At 36.7% G+C, this 16,089-nt stretch carries 17 protein-coding genes and 1 pseudogene; 10 read left to right on the forward strand and 8 right to left on the reverse strand.

The annotated features are described in order from the left end of the window. Positions 1–21: 21 nt before the first annotated feature. Together ACTDJC_RS06865 and ACTDJC_RS06870 are read left to right on the forward strand one after the other, a co-directional pair. Positions 22–582, forward strand: coding sequence for an NADPH-dependent FMN reductase (locus ACTDJC_RS06865; RefSeq protein WP_440602967.1), 561 nt, complete (start codon positions 22–24; stop codon positions 580–582). 118 nt (positions 583–700) lie between these two features. Beyond that, positions 701–833, forward strand: a pseudogene (locus ACTDJC_RS06870) (carboxylesterase); the annotation flags it as partial. A 25-nt stretch (positions 834–858) separates the two neighbouring features. Here the strand turns inward: ACTDJC_RS06870 and ACTDJC_RS06875 are convergent. Continuing rightward, positions 859–1,386: a DinB family protein gene (locus ACTDJC_RS06875; protein ID WP_440602968.1), complete on the reverse strand. Its 528-nt coding sequence runs from the start codon at positions 1,384–1,386 to the stop codon at positions 859–861. Positions 1,387–2,008: 622 nt separating this feature from the next. On the opposite strand from ACTDJC_RS06875, the gene psiE reads away from it, so the two are divergent. Together psiE and ACTDJC_RS06885 are read left to right on the forward strand one after the other, a co-directional pair. Then, positions 2,009–2,413 (forward strand): phosphate-starvation-inducible protein PsiE, encoded by a 405-nt coding sequence (gene psiE / locus ACTDJC_RS06880; RefSeq protein WP_440602969.1) that lies wholly within the window; start codon positions 2,009–2,011, stop codon positions 2,411–2,413. Positions 2,414–2,674: 261 nt separating this feature from the next. Beyond that, positions 2,675–3,205, forward strand: coding sequence for a cysteine hydrolase family protein (locus ACTDJC_RS06885; protein WP_440602970.1), 531 nt, complete (start codon positions 2,675–2,677; stop codon positions 3,203–3,205). Positions 3,206–3,618: 413 nt separating this feature from the next. On the opposite strand, the gene ACTDJC_RS06890 is transcribed toward ACTDJC_RS06885, so the two are convergent. Next, on the reverse strand, positions 3,619–3,717 hold the full coding sequence (locus ACTDJC_RS06890) for a YjcZ family sporulation protein (RefSeq protein ID WP_098308481.1): 99 nt from the start codon (positions 3,715–3,717) through the stop codon (positions 3,619–3,621). A 234-nt stretch (positions 3,718–3,951) separates the two neighbouring features. Between ACTDJC_RS06890 and ACTDJC_RS06895 the strand changes: the two genes are divergently transcribed. Beyond that, positions 3,952–6,060: a GW domain-containing glycosaminoglycan-binding protein gene (locus tag ACTDJC_RS06895; protein ID WP_440602971.1), complete on the forward strand. Its 2,109-nt coding sequence runs from the start codon at positions 3,952–3,954 to the stop codon at positions 6,058–6,060. A gap of 363 nt (positions 6,061–6,423) precedes the next feature. Further along, a complete protein-coding gene (locus tag ACTDJC_RS06900) occupies positions 6,424–6,582 on the forward strand; it encodes a XapX domain-containing protein (protein ID WP_098308487.1) in 159 nt (52 codons plus the stop codon). Between the two features lie 277 nt (positions 6,583–6,859). On the opposite strand, the gene ACTDJC_RS06905 is transcribed toward ACTDJC_RS06900, so the two are convergent. After that, positions 6,860–7,291, reverse strand: coding sequence for a hypothetical protein (locus ACTDJC_RS06905; protein WP_098308489.1), 432 nt, complete (start codon positions 7,289–7,291; stop codon positions 6,860–6,862). Positions 7,292–7,538: 247 nt separating this feature from the next. Beyond that, positions 7,539–8,246, reverse strand: coding sequence for a hypothetical protein (locus tag ACTDJC_RS06910; protein WP_098308491.1), 708 nt, complete (start codon positions 8,244–8,246; stop codon positions 7,539–7,541). Between the two features lie 290 nt (positions 8,247–8,536). Here ACTDJC_RS06910 and ACTDJC_RS06915 point away from each other — a divergent pair, with 290 nt between their 5' ends. Further along, positions 8,537–9,043 carry a hypothetical protein gene (locus ACTDJC_RS06915; protein ID WP_176524560.1) on the forward strand — a complete coding sequence of 169 codons (507 nt, stop codon included), beginning with the start codon at positions 8,537–8,539 and terminating at the stop codon, positions 9,041–9,043. A gap of 22 nt (positions 9,044–9,065) precedes the next feature. Here ACTDJC_RS06915 and ACTDJC_RS06920 read toward each other — a convergent pair whose 3' ends face one another. After that, the gene (locus ACTDJC_RS06920; RefSeq protein WP_440602972.1) at positions 9,066–11,024 is read right to left on the reverse strand and encodes a hypothetical protein; all 1,959 of its coding nucleotides are present in this window, start codon (positions 11,022–11,024) and stop codon (positions 9,066–9,068) included. Positions 11,025–11,427: 403 nt separating this feature from the next. On the opposite strand from ACTDJC_RS06920, the gene ACTDJC_RS06925 reads away from it, so the two are divergent. After that, positions 11,428–11,763: a zinc ribbon domain-containing protein YjdM gene (locus ACTDJC_RS06925; RefSeq protein WP_098308947.1), complete on the forward strand. Its 336-nt coding sequence runs from the start codon at positions 11,428–11,430 to the stop codon at positions 11,761–11,763. Between the two features lie 318 nt (positions 11,764–12,081). Here ACTDJC_RS06925 and ACTDJC_RS06930 read toward each other — a convergent pair whose 3' ends face one another. Beyond that, positions 12,082–12,201 (reverse strand): DUF4027 family protein, encoded by a 120-nt coding sequence (locus tag ACTDJC_RS06930; RefSeq protein ID WP_141525022.1) that lies wholly within the window; start codon positions 12,199–12,201, stop codon positions 12,082–12,084. A 256-nt stretch (positions 12,202–12,457) separates the two neighbouring features. Continuing rightward, the gene (locus ACTDJC_RS06935) at positions 12,458–13,288 is read right to left on the reverse strand and encodes a LysR family transcriptional regulator (RefSeq protein ID WP_440602973.1); all 831 of its coding nucleotides are present in this window, start codon (positions 13,286–13,288) and stop codon (positions 12,458–12,460) included. A gap of 123 nt (positions 13,289–13,411) precedes the next feature. Here ACTDJC_RS06935 and ACTDJC_RS06940 point away from each other — a divergent pair, with 123 nt between their 5' ends. Further along, a complete protein-coding gene (locus tag ACTDJC_RS06940) occupies positions 13,412–14,152 on the forward strand; it encodes an SDR family NAD(P)-dependent oxidoreductase (RefSeq protein WP_440602974.1) in 741 nt (246 codons plus the stop codon). A gap of 129 nt (positions 14,153–14,281) precedes the next feature. On the opposite strand, the gene ACTDJC_RS06945 is transcribed toward ACTDJC_RS06940, so the two are convergent. After that, on the reverse strand, positions 14,282–14,662 hold the full coding sequence (locus ACTDJC_RS06945; RefSeq protein WP_253630831.1) for a winged helix-turn-helix transcriptional regulator: 381 nt from the start codon (positions 14,660–14,662) through the stop codon (positions 14,282–14,284). A 199-nt stretch (positions 14,663–14,861) separates the two neighbouring features. Here ACTDJC_RS06945 and ACTDJC_RS06950 point away from each other — a divergent pair, with 199 nt between their 5' ends. Further along, positions 14,862–16,055: an MFS transporter gene (locus ACTDJC_RS06950; RefSeq protein WP_098308943.1), complete on the forward strand. Its 1,194-nt coding sequence runs from the start codon at positions 14,862–14,864 to the stop codon at positions 16,053–16,055. The last annotated feature ends 34 nt before the right edge of the window (positions 16,056–16,089 follow it).

Raw genomic sequence — 16,089 nt, forward strand, 5'->3', positions numbered from 1 at the left:
CGAACAAGGAGGGTAATTTAAATGACTAAAACGATTGGCCTTATTTGCGGCAGTTTAAGAAAAAATTCTTATAATCGAATCATTGCTCAATCATTGACAGATATGAGTGATTCTGTCCAATTTCGTTGGATCGAGATAAAAGAGCTTCCTCTATTTAACGAAGATTTAGAAGTAGGAGGAGATCCAGAAGTAGTAACATCATTTAAGTCATCTATTCAAGAAGTTGACGGTATTATTATCGTTAGTCCAGAGTACAATTCCGGCATTCCGGGTGCGTTAAAAAATGCGTTGGACTGGGCATCAAGACCTTCGAAATCCTCCGTTCTTAGTAGAAAACCAGTTGGCTTAATTGGAGCAACTCCTGGCGGATTAGGTACCGCCTTTGCTCAAATGCAAATCAGACAAATACTAGAAGCCATGCAAGTTCATGTTCTTCCATTTCAAAAAATGCTGATTTCGCAAGTACATGAAAAGATTGATTCCGATCAAAAAGTGCTTACTGACGAAAAAACAAAGCGATATCTTCAGCGTTATTTGCAACAATTTATTCAGTGGATTGATCACACTCCTGTTCTAGATTAACAAAAGGGGCAAAATTTTAATGCCCCTTTTCTCCTTCTTCATGGAACGTGAGGAACAGAATACGATTTATCCCGCATTAACGGGCAGTAATATTGGTAGAATGATTTCGAACGATTCTTCGCTGTTAAGAGTATGAGGGAATGTATTAGAGCATGGGATGGAGCGTTTTTTTTCGCCGCATTGCTGAAGGTGTCTTTGGTGAAGAAGATCTTATTTTTCGCACGAAAGAATTGAATCAATTTTTAATGGAAATGTATCAGGAATCGATGATTTTTGTTATTTCTTTTTTAATATACTTAAATATGCATCCCATGGGCCAACGTCTTCTCTGTACCTTTCAGACATAACACGAACGATTTGAGAAATATGTGTTAAATCATGAACAACCCATGTTGAAATCAATTCTCTTACCTTCACCACACCAAATGCAGGATGGTATCCCGTCAATTCAAGATGTAATTCAGAATCAATAAGTGATGTAAGTTTGGTTATGTTATGTTTTCTAATTGTTTTAAACTCAAATAATTTTTCTTCAATAGATCCTTGAGATTTATTGTTTAAGTGGGAAAAACGATCAAAATGAGGGAAAGGTTTACTTTCACCTTCCTGGAGAATAAATTCTAGTCGCGGTATCCAATTGTTTTTCTCCCCCTCAATGAGGTGCTCAATCACTTCAGAGACATTCCATGTTCCTTCCCCTTCATTGCAGTGCAACCATCCATCAGATAAACCAGACAAAAAATACTCCAATGTTTGTGGTGTACGATCAAGAATCTCAACAGCTTCATTTACATTAAAGTTCACATAATTTCCCCCTCTCGCTAATGATACAAAGGTATATTCCAAAAAATCATCTTCATACAACCCTTTAAAAAATTGTAAATCATTCACATTATTATACATTAGTTTTTGGTGAACATTTATTACAATAATTACTTTAATTTCTTTTTTGAGATATGGTGATGATTTTTATCCCGCTATTCGTGGGCAGTAATGCTCCCACCTCAAAATTCAGTGAAAGCATTGTCCAGCTCTAGCGGCTAGAATCTCCGGTCGTTTCGCCCCCTCGGACGAGGCAAAAAGCACCTCTCTGTCGGGGGCTCCAACGTCCTGCGATTCTGAGCGAGCCGCTTCCGCTTTTCTAAAGAAGTTAGGTGGGAGATAAACTGCCCGTAAAAGCCCGATTGGGGAGGGCTAATTAAAGTTTCATTTTATCTTTTCTATCCAAGTCTTGATATATAAGATGTATTTTTTGCGAGCTTATGCTTCTTAAAATTGTAAGGAAGAGTTGTTAGTTAAACAATTGTACAATTAATAATTTATTAATTTTGTATAGTAATTAATAAATTATGACCCTTTGTATAGTGAGGCGGTTTTGCTATAATGTATTAGCATAATTTTTATATATAGAGGAGTGCTAGATGAAATGCAAAGATCTAAAATCGATCATTACATTGCTGATATTTTACAGTGGATATTAAATATAGCTCTTATTATATTATCCCTTGTTCTATCTATCTTTTTAATCAATGAAACATTCACATTTATACAATACGTATTTTCATCAAAAAAATATACACCGTATAAACTAGTTGAAAGTATTATTGTTTACTTTTTATATTTTGAGTTTATTGCATTGATTATTAAATATTTCAAATCGAATTATCATTTTCCGTTACGTTACTTTATTTACATAGGAATTACAGCCCTAATTCGATTAATTATTGTTTCTCATGAAGAACCATTTGAAACATTATTATATGCAGGCTCTATTCTCATTTTAGTTGTTGCTTTATATCTCTCTAATGTAAGGGATTTGAAGAAAGATTAATTTACTCCGCGGCACAGTAAGACCCCTATCTCGAGATTCAAAGAAAGCCGAGGTGGGGGTCTTACTGTTTGTATATGCCCGATTAGGTGTGCTAACTATCAGTGGGGGCTCTACTAATAGAATATTGGAAATGGTTCTACATTTCTTTGAGAATTTATTTTCTGATGGTTATCCATTATATGATGACTCATTTTGGGGACATTAAAAAATGGATTTCTTTCATTGTTTTTGTAAATTGAAACATGTTGGGAGGTGTTTTTTATGGGAGAAAATTGTACAGCACTACTCATTATTGATGTACAAGAGGGTTCGTTTAAAGAGGAAAAAATATTATATAAAGGAGAAGAGTTATTACAAACAATTCAATCGTTAATTAAGAAGGCGCATTCTTCTCATGTCCCCGTTATTTATATGAAATTTAACGGACCATCCGGGGCACCTCTTGAACGAGGAACATCAGGTTGGGAAATTCATAAATCTATATCTCCCTCAACACATGACATCATACTTGAAAAAAATCATCCTGATTCATTTCATGAAACAAGTCTTCAACAAGAATTAGAGGCAAGGAATATAAAACGAATTATTCTCACAGGAATTCAATCGGAGATTTGCGTGGATGCAACATGTCGATCCGCCTATGGACGTGGATATGACGTTATCCTTGTAAAGGATGGACATAGTACATACGATTCTCAAGTTTTATCTGCATCGCAAATTATTGATCATCATAATCATGTACTTGGGCAATGGTTTGCTGATGTAAAAAATGCTCAAACAATTAAACTGTAATTTCTTTTAATTTTCATATTAAACAATACACATAATATAGATGTCATATTTTTCCGAAAAAATGAAGTTGTATATCGGGCATACTAAAGCTCTTTTTCGTTCCTATCGGTATATCGTATCCTCAAATTAAACATCACTAAAAAGCATTCTGGATAGGGAATACCCTTTATCCATTCATATAATTTCGGGTTATTCCCATGTCTATGAAGCTAAACTTATCAAAGTGTAATTTTAGGGAGCCCCATACATGCTCATCAACCTAAGAGCTTAGATTTTCCCATTGTCATCAACAATAGATAAAATGCTGAAAGGTTGCAAGAAAATAAAATTGAACAAAATAAAGAGTCCTATTATAAATAGGACTCTTTATTTTAGGTATTGTTGGTTGGTTTTTTCTAGCAGCCGAATCCGCCTCAAAAACAGCTACATCCAATTATAATTAACAGGATGAATAACACAATTAATAAGGCGAATCCGCCTCCAAAACAACCACAACCAGCTCCAAAACCCATATTGACTCCTCCTTTATAAATAAGGAGATAAAACAGTGGGACATATTTGCTTACGGCAGATTCAAATTCAGTATATGTTATAAGCGTATATACAGTGTAAGTCCTTATGTTGAAGTCGGTGTTGCTGAATTTTGTTCGAAGCGAGATGATACCTCTTCCTCCTTTTGTATGGATAATGATAGAATAGGAGAAAAAACTTTCATACATAGGAAAGACATTCGGGGGGAGCAGAGTTTGCAAAAGAAGAAGTTGTATTCCAGATTGTACCGTAATTTTGTGCTGATAGGAGGAGCTTTACTGTTTTTTGCACTTCCAGTTCAAGCGGCGGATAATCCTCCTGCGACTAGCGTACAAGAGAATCAAATCGTGGCATGGACGAAAGGAAATTCCATTTGGACGCTTCCTTATGGATTAACGGGTGCTAGTTATGTAGGGTCTACGAATGATTATTCGGGTAAAGAGATTCAGCTAGTTCAGAAGATGATTGTAAATGATGTGGTATGGTATCAATTTAGTATAAATGGTCAAGTAATCGGATGGCTCGATAGCCGCGCGCTAAGTGATTTGAAAAATATCCAAACGATTAATCAGACTGCTGTGATGGGGGCAACGGCAGTCAATGGTGTATGGTCGATGCCATACGGTGTATCGGGTGCGAATTATTTAGGTTCAACGGATCTTTACGCTTACCAAGATATTCAGTTGGTAGAAAGTGCTACATATGGCGGTGTGCAGTGGTATAAATTTAGCGTAGATGGCAAGGTAATCGGCTGGATAGATCAAAAGGCGTTAGATAATGCTGGGGAAGCAAAAGATGCCAATTTTACGGTTACAATCGGAAGTACTTATAACAATGGTATATGGACAACGCCTTATGGGGTCACAGGTGCTAAGTATATTGGAAGCACCAATGATTATGCCTATCAAACAGTTCAAGTGGTGAAGACTGTAACGCGAGGGAATGTAACATGGTATCATGTGATGAAAGATGGCAAACTGCTAGGTTGGATTGATGGAGAGAAGGCAGTTTCAGATTTACAGAATGTAAAAGATGAAAATTACTCTGCTGTAATGGGTCTTTCTACGAAAGGAGACGGAATATGGAGCGCTCCTTACGGCGAATATGGCGCAAGTTGGGTTGATTCTACCAATAGTTATAGCTATCAAAACGTACAGGTTGTACAAAGTGCCACGAAAGGAACGGTTACGTGGGATAAAATTATGGTAGACAACAAAGTATTGGGTTGGGTAGATGCGAGAGTATTTACGAAAACGATATCGAATATAAAAGATGAAAATCGAATCGCACTTGTTGGAGATACGGATGGTCATGCAGTATGGAGTGCACCTTATGGTGAAAATGGTGCATCCTTTGTTGGCTTTGCAAATAATTATGATAGTCGTCCGATTCAGATTACCCGCAGCTTAGATAAAGATGGGGTGCATTGGTATTATTTTAAAGTAGATGGTCACGAAGAAGGTTGGATTGATGCAAATGCAATTTCTAGTGCAACGAATATTCAACCTTTAAACAAAGTTGGACATGTGAGCAATGTAGCAGGTAATGCGGTCTGGACGAAGCCTTATGGAATGCAGCATGCTAATTATGTTGGTTCTGCAGCGGATTTTGTACATCAAAACTTGAATTTATTACAATCTGCAACCTATAACGGGGTGACGTGGTACCAAATTGAGCAAAACGGCCGCACTGGATGGCTCGATAGCCGAGCGGTTAGCCTAGGTGGAATCACACTTGCAGATAGTTTCCATACAGTTGATGATAATAACCAATTAATTGTAGTTACAACGAATGGTTACGGAACAAACTTAGCACGTATTCGTACGTTTGAACGTGTAAATGGTGCTTGGAAGCAGCTGTTAGATATTAATGGGCATATTGGCCGGGATGGATTTGCATCGAAAATGAGTGAGAATGTTGTGCAGTCGCCGAGGGGAAAATATTCTATTGGTACGGCATTTGGTCGTTATGGCAACCCAGGTACAAAATTACCATTCCGTCAAATTACGCCGGATGACGTTTGGGTTGATGATTCGAAGAGTGCTCTCTATAACACATGGCAGTCTCGCAGTGCGACGCAGGGACAATGGAACAGTGCTGAAAAGATGGATATACCTGCTTATAATTATGGATTTGTCATTAACTATAATACAGACAGAATTCCAGGTGCCGGAAGTGCAATCTTCTTCCATGTTTCTGATATGTATACAAATGGTTGTACTGGTACGGATCAGCAAGACGTTATTTCTATATTGAAGTGGCTAGATCCAGCTAAAAATCCGGTGATCATTCAGAGTCCTGAATCTGAGTTAGGAAATTATTGAAGAGGTTTATCCCGTATTAACGGGCAGTAAGATACCCACCTCAAGATGAAGAAAGAAACGAGGAAGATAGGTGGGGGACAACTGCCCGCAAAAGCCCGATTGGTGAGAGCTTTCCATCAGTGGGGGATGAAGAAAACCCCCACTGATGGAAGTTTCACTTTATATAAAGGGAAAGAAAAGGATAGATGCAAGCAGTTACATACTGCCTGTTCTATCCTTTTTTTTAATAATAACTCAACACGTATGAAAAATATCCTATTTTAGGGAATGCTAATACAAGCTGTGTTAGCGATTATCTGGGTTCAATATATGATTTATAAATTAGAGAAAAACAGCACATGAAACAAACAGGAGGAAGGTAACATGCATGAAATCATAATGTCAACTTTCGCAGGATTAATCGTAGGAATCATATTTACTCTGTTAAAACTCCCGATTCCTGCACCCCCGGTTTTCTCAGCAATCATGGGAATCATTGGTGTATGGGGTGGAATGAAGTTAGTTCAATTTTTTTTAGGTTAAGTTAGGCGGTAAAATGAACTTCGGCGGGTTCGAGGTTCTTATCGTAAGTGTGAAATACGTAAATACCTTAGTTAATGCTTTAAATAGAAATATCTCCAAATCAACAATGGCCGTCTTGATTAATATAAATAATTTGCTAATACCTTTGACAAATTACCGTCAGAGGTGTTTTTTCTATGCATAGAGTACGGAAAAATAACAAAAGAGACCTTAAAGAGTCTCTTTTTCTACATAATCACTGATATCGGTAGTGAAATGGATATTTTTTTCGCTTCTATTATATCTCGAAGAATGTTCTTTCGAATGTCCCCGGGATAAATTGCACCCCTGCATCGGGTTCGAAGATCTCAATATTTGTGTAGAGAACTGATACAAGAACCATAATCTGTCCTCCAGGGAATTCTAATGTTGCTGCAGGTGGACTTAGCGTAAGCATTCTAGTAATTTGTCCATTTCCTCCTGAGGTAAATTCTCCTGATGCTTCAAGGGTTCCACTAACTTCAGTTCTCTTCGTATTACTAGGAAAGCTTCCATCTCTGTTCATGCAAGCGTATACTGCCAGTGCATCTGCCATTGCAATAACCGTTGTCGTCACATTATCGTCAAGACCTGCTATTTGAAATGAAACTAACAGGTTCCCGCTTGAAGAAGGTCCAGCGGCACTGGCATTAATAAATTGTGCATTCGTCTTAAAGTGTTGATTCGTCATGAAATCTCATCCCCTTATTCATGATAATTCAATATATGCCTGTACGAGGAAGAACGAAAGAGACAAGAGTGGAAAATTTTAAGTATATGAGAAAAGATAATGAGTGAAATAGAGATGGATATCGTACTTTCGTAATTATAAAAACCACTGTACATACAGTGGTTTTTATAATTGGATTATCTCCCTTTTTATCCCGCTATTCGTGGGCAGTAAGATCCCCACCGATGGAAGTTTCACTTTATTTCCGTTATATCTCAAAATTTGTTCTTTCGAATATTCCCTCAATAGATACTGTGCCGGTATGGGGTTCTGAAACTTGAACATTCGTGTAGGAAGCCGATACAAGAACCATTTCTTGTCCTAGAGGGCATTCTAATGTTAGTGCAGGTAAATATATTGTAAGGGTTCGAGTAACTTGCTCAATTTTTCCGGATGTAAATCTCACAGATGCTTTAACGGGTCCGCTTACTACAGCTTTTTTCAGATCGTTAGGGAAGTTTCCGCTCCTGTTTATGCAAGCGTATACTGCAGTTACATCAGCGCTTGCAGTAGCTGTTGTCGTCATATTATCGTCAAGACCTGCTATTTTAAATGAAACTATCAAGTGCGCACTTGGAGAAGGTCCAGCGGCATTTGCGCTAATAAGAGGTGCACCACCACTGATTTCAATTTTTTTAGACGGACGAGTGATCGATTTTGACACCACTACTGCATTTTGTAATGTATTAGCTAAAGTGGTCGTATAAATTTTAGCCATGACTGTATTTTGCGAGTCTACAAATTGATTGTTGTTTTGTAGATTAGTACCATTTTGTAATCTTGCATCATTATTTTGATTATCACATAAATTTGGAAAGTGCTCTCTAAAGTATTGACTATTATAATGAATATCATCACTTTGATACGTATAGCCAGATTTGTTAGTAGTGTATAGCTTTTTTTTATTAGAAGTCATTTTTTCACCTCTAAATGAAACGTTTTATAATGTCTGTATACATAATATATATAAGATGCAATGAATTTGTTTGCATATGCATTTAAATGTTTTTATCCTGCTACTTTTGGGCAGTAAGAGTCCGATTGGTTCAACTAATAATCAGTGGAGGATGAAGAAAACCCCCACTGATTAAAGTTTCACTTTATTTTTCGACCCATTTGTGCTGCTGTTTTCCTAGTTCCATATTTCTTACCTCTTGCATACATTATGTTAGGCATTGAGAACTATTTTGAATTGAGGTGTGAATGATGGGAACACAAGAATCAAGTGAGACACAACAGTCAAGTAATATACAACAACCAAATGGTACACAGCATTCAAGTGAGACACAACAGTCAAGTAATACACAACAATTAAGTGGTACACAGCATTCAAGTGTATTCACCTCTAGTACGAATCCGTCATCCGATCCGCGTTCTAAAGAGGCGAAAAAATTAGAAAAGGAGATTTCTACACTTATCAAGGATGTTTTAGGTGATTTGAAAATGAGTTTAAAATTACAAAAATCACAGATGAAAAGGAACATTCGTAACATGGACATTGCAAATAAGCAGGAAATCTTACAACAAACAGAGGAAGGCTTACAAGCTATACTTATGGATATAAAAGATCAAATTCGGATGGACATAGAACAAATGGAGAAAAAAGAGGATGCGATTTCTGTATCAATAGAGGCAGATGCAGAGAAAAAACCTGAAATCAGTAAGAAGAAAATTCGTAATATACTTCCGAAGGAAAAAGAGAGTGATGAATAGGAGATATCCATCACTCTCTTTTTTATCCTAAAGTTTGTGGAGGAACAGTAAAACCAACAATAGAACATATAGAAAATACGTAGATGGTTGTTGGTGTAGTAAGATTATCTACAAAAAACGCAAGACAATCGCATACTTTTAATACAAAGATATTGTCAATGATGGAAGGAAACCCTTCAACGAGCAGGTTTATTTTCAATCCAAAATTTGAAGTTGCTTCTAATTCTGTGCCCACCGTGTGGGAACAACATTTTTTACAATTACGTTTACAATCACAGTGTTCAGTTTCTTTTTTTATGCTGTCGCAATTGTTAGTTGTAGCAAGTAGAAAATCAAAAACTGGATTGTTAACGGCACTAATACCTGTAATTTTATTTATTTGTAAGGTTGTATTTAGAATTGGTGTATTTAGATTTACCTTTTTAAATGTTACAGTTGCACAATCATTTACATTAGTAATGACCTGATTTGGAATCGGGTTTCCTAGCGGAGTCGTCGTATTTACATAGATGTTTATCTGTTTATCTGCGGGGGTAGGAATCGTAGTTTGGGCATTTTGTATCATGCGCAATAATGCGGATAAAGATGCAGTACAACAATCACATTCTTTAAACTTACAATCACAGTCTTCAAAGCTGCAACCACATTTTTTTCGATTATGTTTTCGAGTTTTTTTCTTTTCATTGCACTCACATTCTTTAAACTTACAATCACAGTCTTCAAAGCTGCACTCACATTTTTTTCGATCATGTTTTCGATCTTTTTTCTTTTCACTGCAATCGTGTTCTTTAAACTTACAATCACAGTCTTCAAAGCTGCAACCATATTTTTTTCGATTATGTTTTCGATCTTTTTTCTTTTCATTGCACTCGCATTCTAAATTCACATTAACGGTAACACCACCCACATTTGTGGAGATGGTTTGGGTATTGTTTAACGGGGAGTCATTTGTATGCCCCTGAATAGTTTGTTGTCCTTGCGCTTGGAGCTGGTCTCCTAATGTTTGTGTTTGTTGCTCATGTTGCTTTTGTGTTTGCCCTTCTTGTGTTGTCCTTTGTTCTTGGTCAACAATAGGTCCTTCTTGCTCAGCATTTTGTCGATTATTTTGTTTTTGTTCTTGTTCAGGCCCTTCTTGTTTAGCCTTTTGTAGAGTATCCTGTTCTTGTTCGACGTCTTGTTCAGGTCCTTCTTGCTTAGCGTTTTGTAGAGTATCTTGTTCTTGTTCGACGTCTTGTTCAGGCCCTTCTTGTTTAGCCTTTTGTAGAGTATCTTGTTCTTGTTCGACGTCTTGTTCAGGCCCTTCTTGTTTAGCCTTTTGTAGAGTATCCTGTTCTTGTTCGACGTCTTGTTCAGGTCCTTCTTGTTTAGCGTTTTGTTGAGTATCCTGTTCTTGTTCGACGTCTTGTTCAGGTCCTTCTTGCTTAGCGTTTTGTAGAGTATCTTGTTCTTGTTCGACGTCTTGTTCAGGTCCTTCTTGTTTAGCGTTTTGTTGAGTATCCTGTTCTTGTTCAGGTCCTTCTTGCTCAGTATTTTGTCGATTATTTTGTTCTTGTTCAGGTCCTTCTTGCTTAGTATTTTGTCGATTATTTTGTTCTTGTTCAGGTCCTTCTTGCTCAGTACGTTGTCGATTATTTTGTTCTTGCTCTTGTTCTTGGCAGTGACAATCACACCTAGATCTGAAACATTTTCGACAAAAGCCAATAGGTGGACAAATGTCTTTTTTTCTATGGCGTCTATCTCTATCACACTCGCATTTTTCTTTACGGCATCTGTCACATTTTTCCTTGCGGCACTTTTCTCTATCGCAATCGCACTTTTCTTTACGGCATCTGTCACATTTTTCCTTGCGGCACTTTTCTCTATCACACTCACACTTTTCTTTACGGCACCTGTCACATTTTTCCTTGCGGCACTTTTCTCTATCGCAATCGCAATCGCATTTTTCTCTACGGCACCTGTCACATTTTTCTTTGCTGCTCATATGCTCTCTCCTTTCTTTCAGATTTCTTCATTGTATTCAGAAGCAAATTGGAAAGTGCGGTATGGATAAGTACCCCTTTATTTTTGTGATATTTTAAAAAAATTCATATAATCACATTGTTTTAAGTGTAATTTTAGATGTTTAAGAAACAAAAATGATTTAAGAGCGCATAAATTTGTATAGTGACAATAAAGTCATTTAAAGGATAGTAAAGCTCTTTCAAATGGGGGTTTAGTAAGTGTACACATTCATGTAAAGGGGAGTTTGGAGACAGGTTGTCAATATGAGAAGACTATGGCAGTATATAAAAGTATATAAGGACGACCTATATTTTTTATGAAAAGGAAATTAAAACCAATTCTTATATATTAGAATGACAATAACGGATGGAGGAAATGGAATTATGTCGAATTTACCAAATTGCCCAAAATGTAATTCAGAATACACGTACGAAGATGGAGTCCTTTTTGTTTGCCCAGAATGTGCGCATGAGTGGAGTTTAGAAACTGAAGGTAGTGAAGATGAAAAGGTTATTAAAGATGCGAACGGAAATGTTTTAAACGATGGTGATTCTGTAACAGTAATCAAAGACCTTAAAGTAAAAGGAACTTCACTAGTCGTAAAAATCGGTACAAAAGTAAAAAACATTCGTTTAGTAGATGGCGATCATGATATTGATTGCAAAATTGATGGTTTCGGACCTATGAAATTAAAATCTGAATTTGTTAAAAAGGTATAAAGTAAAGCATTTATCCCGCTATTCGCGGGCAGTAAGACCTCCACCTCGAGATTCAGAGAAAAGCGAAGAAGCTAGGTGGGGGGTAACTGCCCGTAAAAGCCCGATTGGTTCAACTAACCATTCGAAGGAAAAGCACCTCTGAATGGAAGTTTCACTTTATAGAAACTTAAAAGGATTACCTTGTATTCATAAGAGGTAATCCTTTTTAATCTGTTTTCTTTTTTATCATTTTGTTGAAATGACTAACTATCGAAGGATAAAAGTTTGTAAACATCGCAGTGTCTAACTCCTTTAAGCGGTTGTTAAAAATAAGTGCTATTACATGAAAAATTGATGAACGATTTTTATAAAACAAGCAATACAAGATAATAATACAAAGCCTCCTAAGCAAGAACCAGTAACAATTTGGGTGAATAATAAATCTTGATTTTCGTTCATGAGAATCCGCTCCTTTGTCATATCCTCTAGCTTTATCCCGCATTAACGGGCAGTAAAACCCTCACCTCAAGATTGAGAGAAGCGAAGAAGCTAGGTGAGGGATAACTGTCCGTAAAAGCCCGATTGGTTCAACTAACCATCAGAGGGGGATGAAGAATCCCCCTCTGATGGAAGTTTCACTTTATTGTTAGCTTACATGGAATCAAGAAGCGGAAACATCGAATTGCCTAACAAATTTCTTACATTATTGTAAGAATTATAATTCCTTCAAAAAACAAATAAACTTCTCTAAACTTTGTGACCTTTGTTTCCCGCGTTTAATAATAAAATCAATCTTCATTTTGTCTGGTAATTCCTCATGATGAATGGTCTTCATTTCGTTTCGGCTATGTGCAACATCTGCTGGCATGATACTAATCCCAAGCCCTGCATGAACAGCTTGGAGAATGGATTCAAGTGAATCAAATTCTATAATAGTTGGTTGATTAAAATGATGTTTCTCTGCAAAATCTAACAACTTATTTCTATATATACAACTTGGATCGCTATTCACAAGTAGTGTTGGATGATGATGCTGTTCAATTGGAGAAATGAGTATAAGGTTTTCGAAATAACGGTAAACACTTTCGAACTGTGAATCGTTATATGTACCGCTTATAAAAATTCCATCAACCTCTCCGTAAGAAAGCATTTCTTGTAATTTTGGCTTATTATTCGTCCGGATTTTTAGATCAATGTTTGTATTTGATTGCAAAAAAGAAGAGAAGAGCCACGGAACTTTCACAGCAGAAATCGTTTGAGATGCCCCGATGATTAAAGATTCTCTCCACTTTTTCGGATTTATTTTTGATTTGGCTTCATCCATTAACATCATAATTTGATTTGTGTAATCTAACAAAACTTCTCCTTGGTCAGTTAATGTTACTCCTCTGTTATTACGTATTAATAATGGGACGCCTAGTTCTTCTTCTAAGCTTTTTATGCGCTGGCTTATATTTGGCTGTACATATCCGAGTTTTTCAGCGGCTCTAGATATAGATTGTAATTCAGCAACATGTTTAAAAATCCATAAATCGTGACTTTCCAAAAATACATCCCTCCACTGATATCATTTTAAATGATACCGGCCTCATTATTCAGTATTATACCTTTCGTATGAGCGAAGATACAATGAGTCATAACAAATATGAAAAGAAGAGGAGAAGGAAAAATGGAGATAAAAGATAAAGTGGCTATTATAACAGGCGGTGGTACTGGTATCGGAAAGGCTGCGGCTATAAAACTAGCAGATGCAGGAGCGAAGGTTGTAATTAATTATAGCCATTCGGAAAAAGAAGCGTTAGAAACAAGGGACGAAATTGTACAATGCGGAGGTACAGCGCTCATTGTGAAAGCCAATGTAGCGATAGAAAAAGAAGTTGAGGACATGGTACTGCAAACCGTGAAATCTTTTGGGACAGTAGATTTTTTAGTGAATAATGCAAGTATAACAGCGCAAATACCTATGGATGATTTGCAGTCTGCAACGGATGAAGTGTGGGATTCTCTTTTTAACGTAAATGTGAAAGGAATGTTTCATTGTGTAAAGGCTGTTGTTCCTTATATGAAGAAACAACGATCGGGTGCTATTGTGAATGTAGGCAGCGTTGCCGGAATAACAGGGCTAGGTTCGTCTGTACCGTATGCAGCAACAAAAGGAGCTATTCATACGATGACAAAATCGTTAGCCATTGCACTTGCACCTGAGATTAGGGTAAATAGTATCGCTCCTGGTGCAGTTCATACGAGATGGTGGGCTGACAATGAAGAGAAGATGTATCAACTTGCGGGAAACATACCGCTGAAAAGAATTTCAACACCTGATGAGATTGCAGAGGCTATTATTTTTCAATTGACTCAGGAGTCTATTACAGGACAGGTATTTACAATTGATAACGGGCAGACGCTTTGAAGTTTCACTTTATAAAAGAAACATCTTCTTATTTCATATGTAAGAAGATGTTTTTAGTTATAGATGTTTTTAAGATTCACGGTTACACAGCAGAATGGATATGCATGTTTGAAAATCGTACGTGTATTTTTAATTTTGTTCCTTCAGTTTATCGTTTAAAATATTCTCCTCCAAGACAGCAAATTTATCACCATATACTTTCGTAATATGTTTTTCTCCCCAAGTACATAGAGAGCTTAAAATATCTTGTAAGCTCCATCCATATTCACTTAGTTCATATTCCACTTTTGGAGGCACTTGATTGTAAACAATACGATTGATGACGCCATCTTCTTCTAATTCACGTAATTGCTGCGTTAACATTTTCTGTGTAATGTTTGGCATAAGACGTTTCAATTCACTTGTGCGTTTTTTACCATGCGTAAGATGACAAAGAATCACACATTTCCACTTTCCTCCTATTACTTCGAGTGTTGCTTCTACGGAAATATTGTACTTTTTTTTCTCCATGCTCTTCCTCCTAATTGACAGGTACTTTTTAGTTCCTATAGAACTTTTTGGTACCTATATTACTTAAAAGTACGTACTTTTCTTTATTTCTTCTATATCCCATAATAACATTTGCTGGCGGATTCTTACCATATGGTTTTCTATATAGCTTGTCTAGAAGAGATGGAACGATACAACAAGAAGATGGGGAGGAGAAAGAATGAGTTTAGATAAAAAACGAAGTACATTGGCACTGTTGGCATTAGCTGTAAGTGCTTTTGCAATCGGAACAACAGAATTTATTAGTGTAGGATTATTACCACTTATTGCGCAAGATTTAAACGTTACTGTTACAACAGCTGGATTAACTGTTTCTTTATATGCTTTAGGGGTGACATTTGGAGCGCCTGTCTTAACTTCTTTAACATCCAGTATGTCGCGTAAATCTTTATTACTTTGGATTATGATTGTCTTTATTGTTGGAAATAGTATTGCTGCGAGTGCAACAAGTATCAGTTTGTTGCTAGTTGCTCGTGTTGTTTCTGCGCTTTCACATGGTGTATTTATGTCAATAGGCTCTACGATTGCCGCGGATTTAGTTCCAGAAAATCGCCGAGCAAGTGCGATTGCGATTATGTTTACAGGGCTCACAGTAGCAACTGTTACAGGTGTTCCAATTGGTACATTTATTGGACAACAATTTGGCTGGAGGGCTTCTTTTGTAGTGATCGTTGTAGTAGGTATCATTGCTTTTATTGCAAATAGTATTCTTGTTCCATCTAATTTGCGAAAAGGTAATCGAACAACATTTCGTGATCAAATTACTTTGATCACAAACGGTCGTTTACTTCTTTTATTCATTATTACAGCTTTAGGGTATGGAGGTACATTCGTTGTCTTTACGTATTTATCTCCATTGTTACAAGAGATAACTGGGTTTACGGCAGGGGCTGTTACTATTATTTTACTCGTTTATGGAGTAGCAATTGCGATTGGTAACGTCATTGGTGGTAAAGTAGCGAACCGTAATCCGATTCGTGCATTATTCTATATGTTTATCGTACAAGCGGTTGTACTCTTTATATTAACGTTCACAGCTCCATTTAAGATAGCTGGTCTTATTACAATCATTTTAATGGGATTATTAGCGTTTATGAATGTACCAGGATTACAGATATATGTAGTGATGTTAGCTGAACGTTTTGTACCGGGTGCAGTAGATGTGGCATCTGCAATTAATATTGCTGCATTTAATGCTGGAATTGCCATTGGTTCTTATTTAGGTGGTGTAATTACAGATTCGATTGGGCTCATTCATACGCCTTGGATTGGAGCATTAATGGTTCTAGGAGCTGTAATTTTAACAGGTTGGAGCAAGACTCTAGAACAAAAAGATCAAAAACGTGCAGCGTAGAAAATTTTCTTTAAAAATTAGGAGGTTTATTTAT

It is taken from the genome of Bacillus sp. GB_SG_008 (assembly GCF_052038115.1).
Taxonomy (GTDB): domain Bacteria; phylum Bacillota; class Bacilli; order Bacillales; family Bacillaceae_G; genus Bacillus_A; species Bacillus_A rhizoplanae.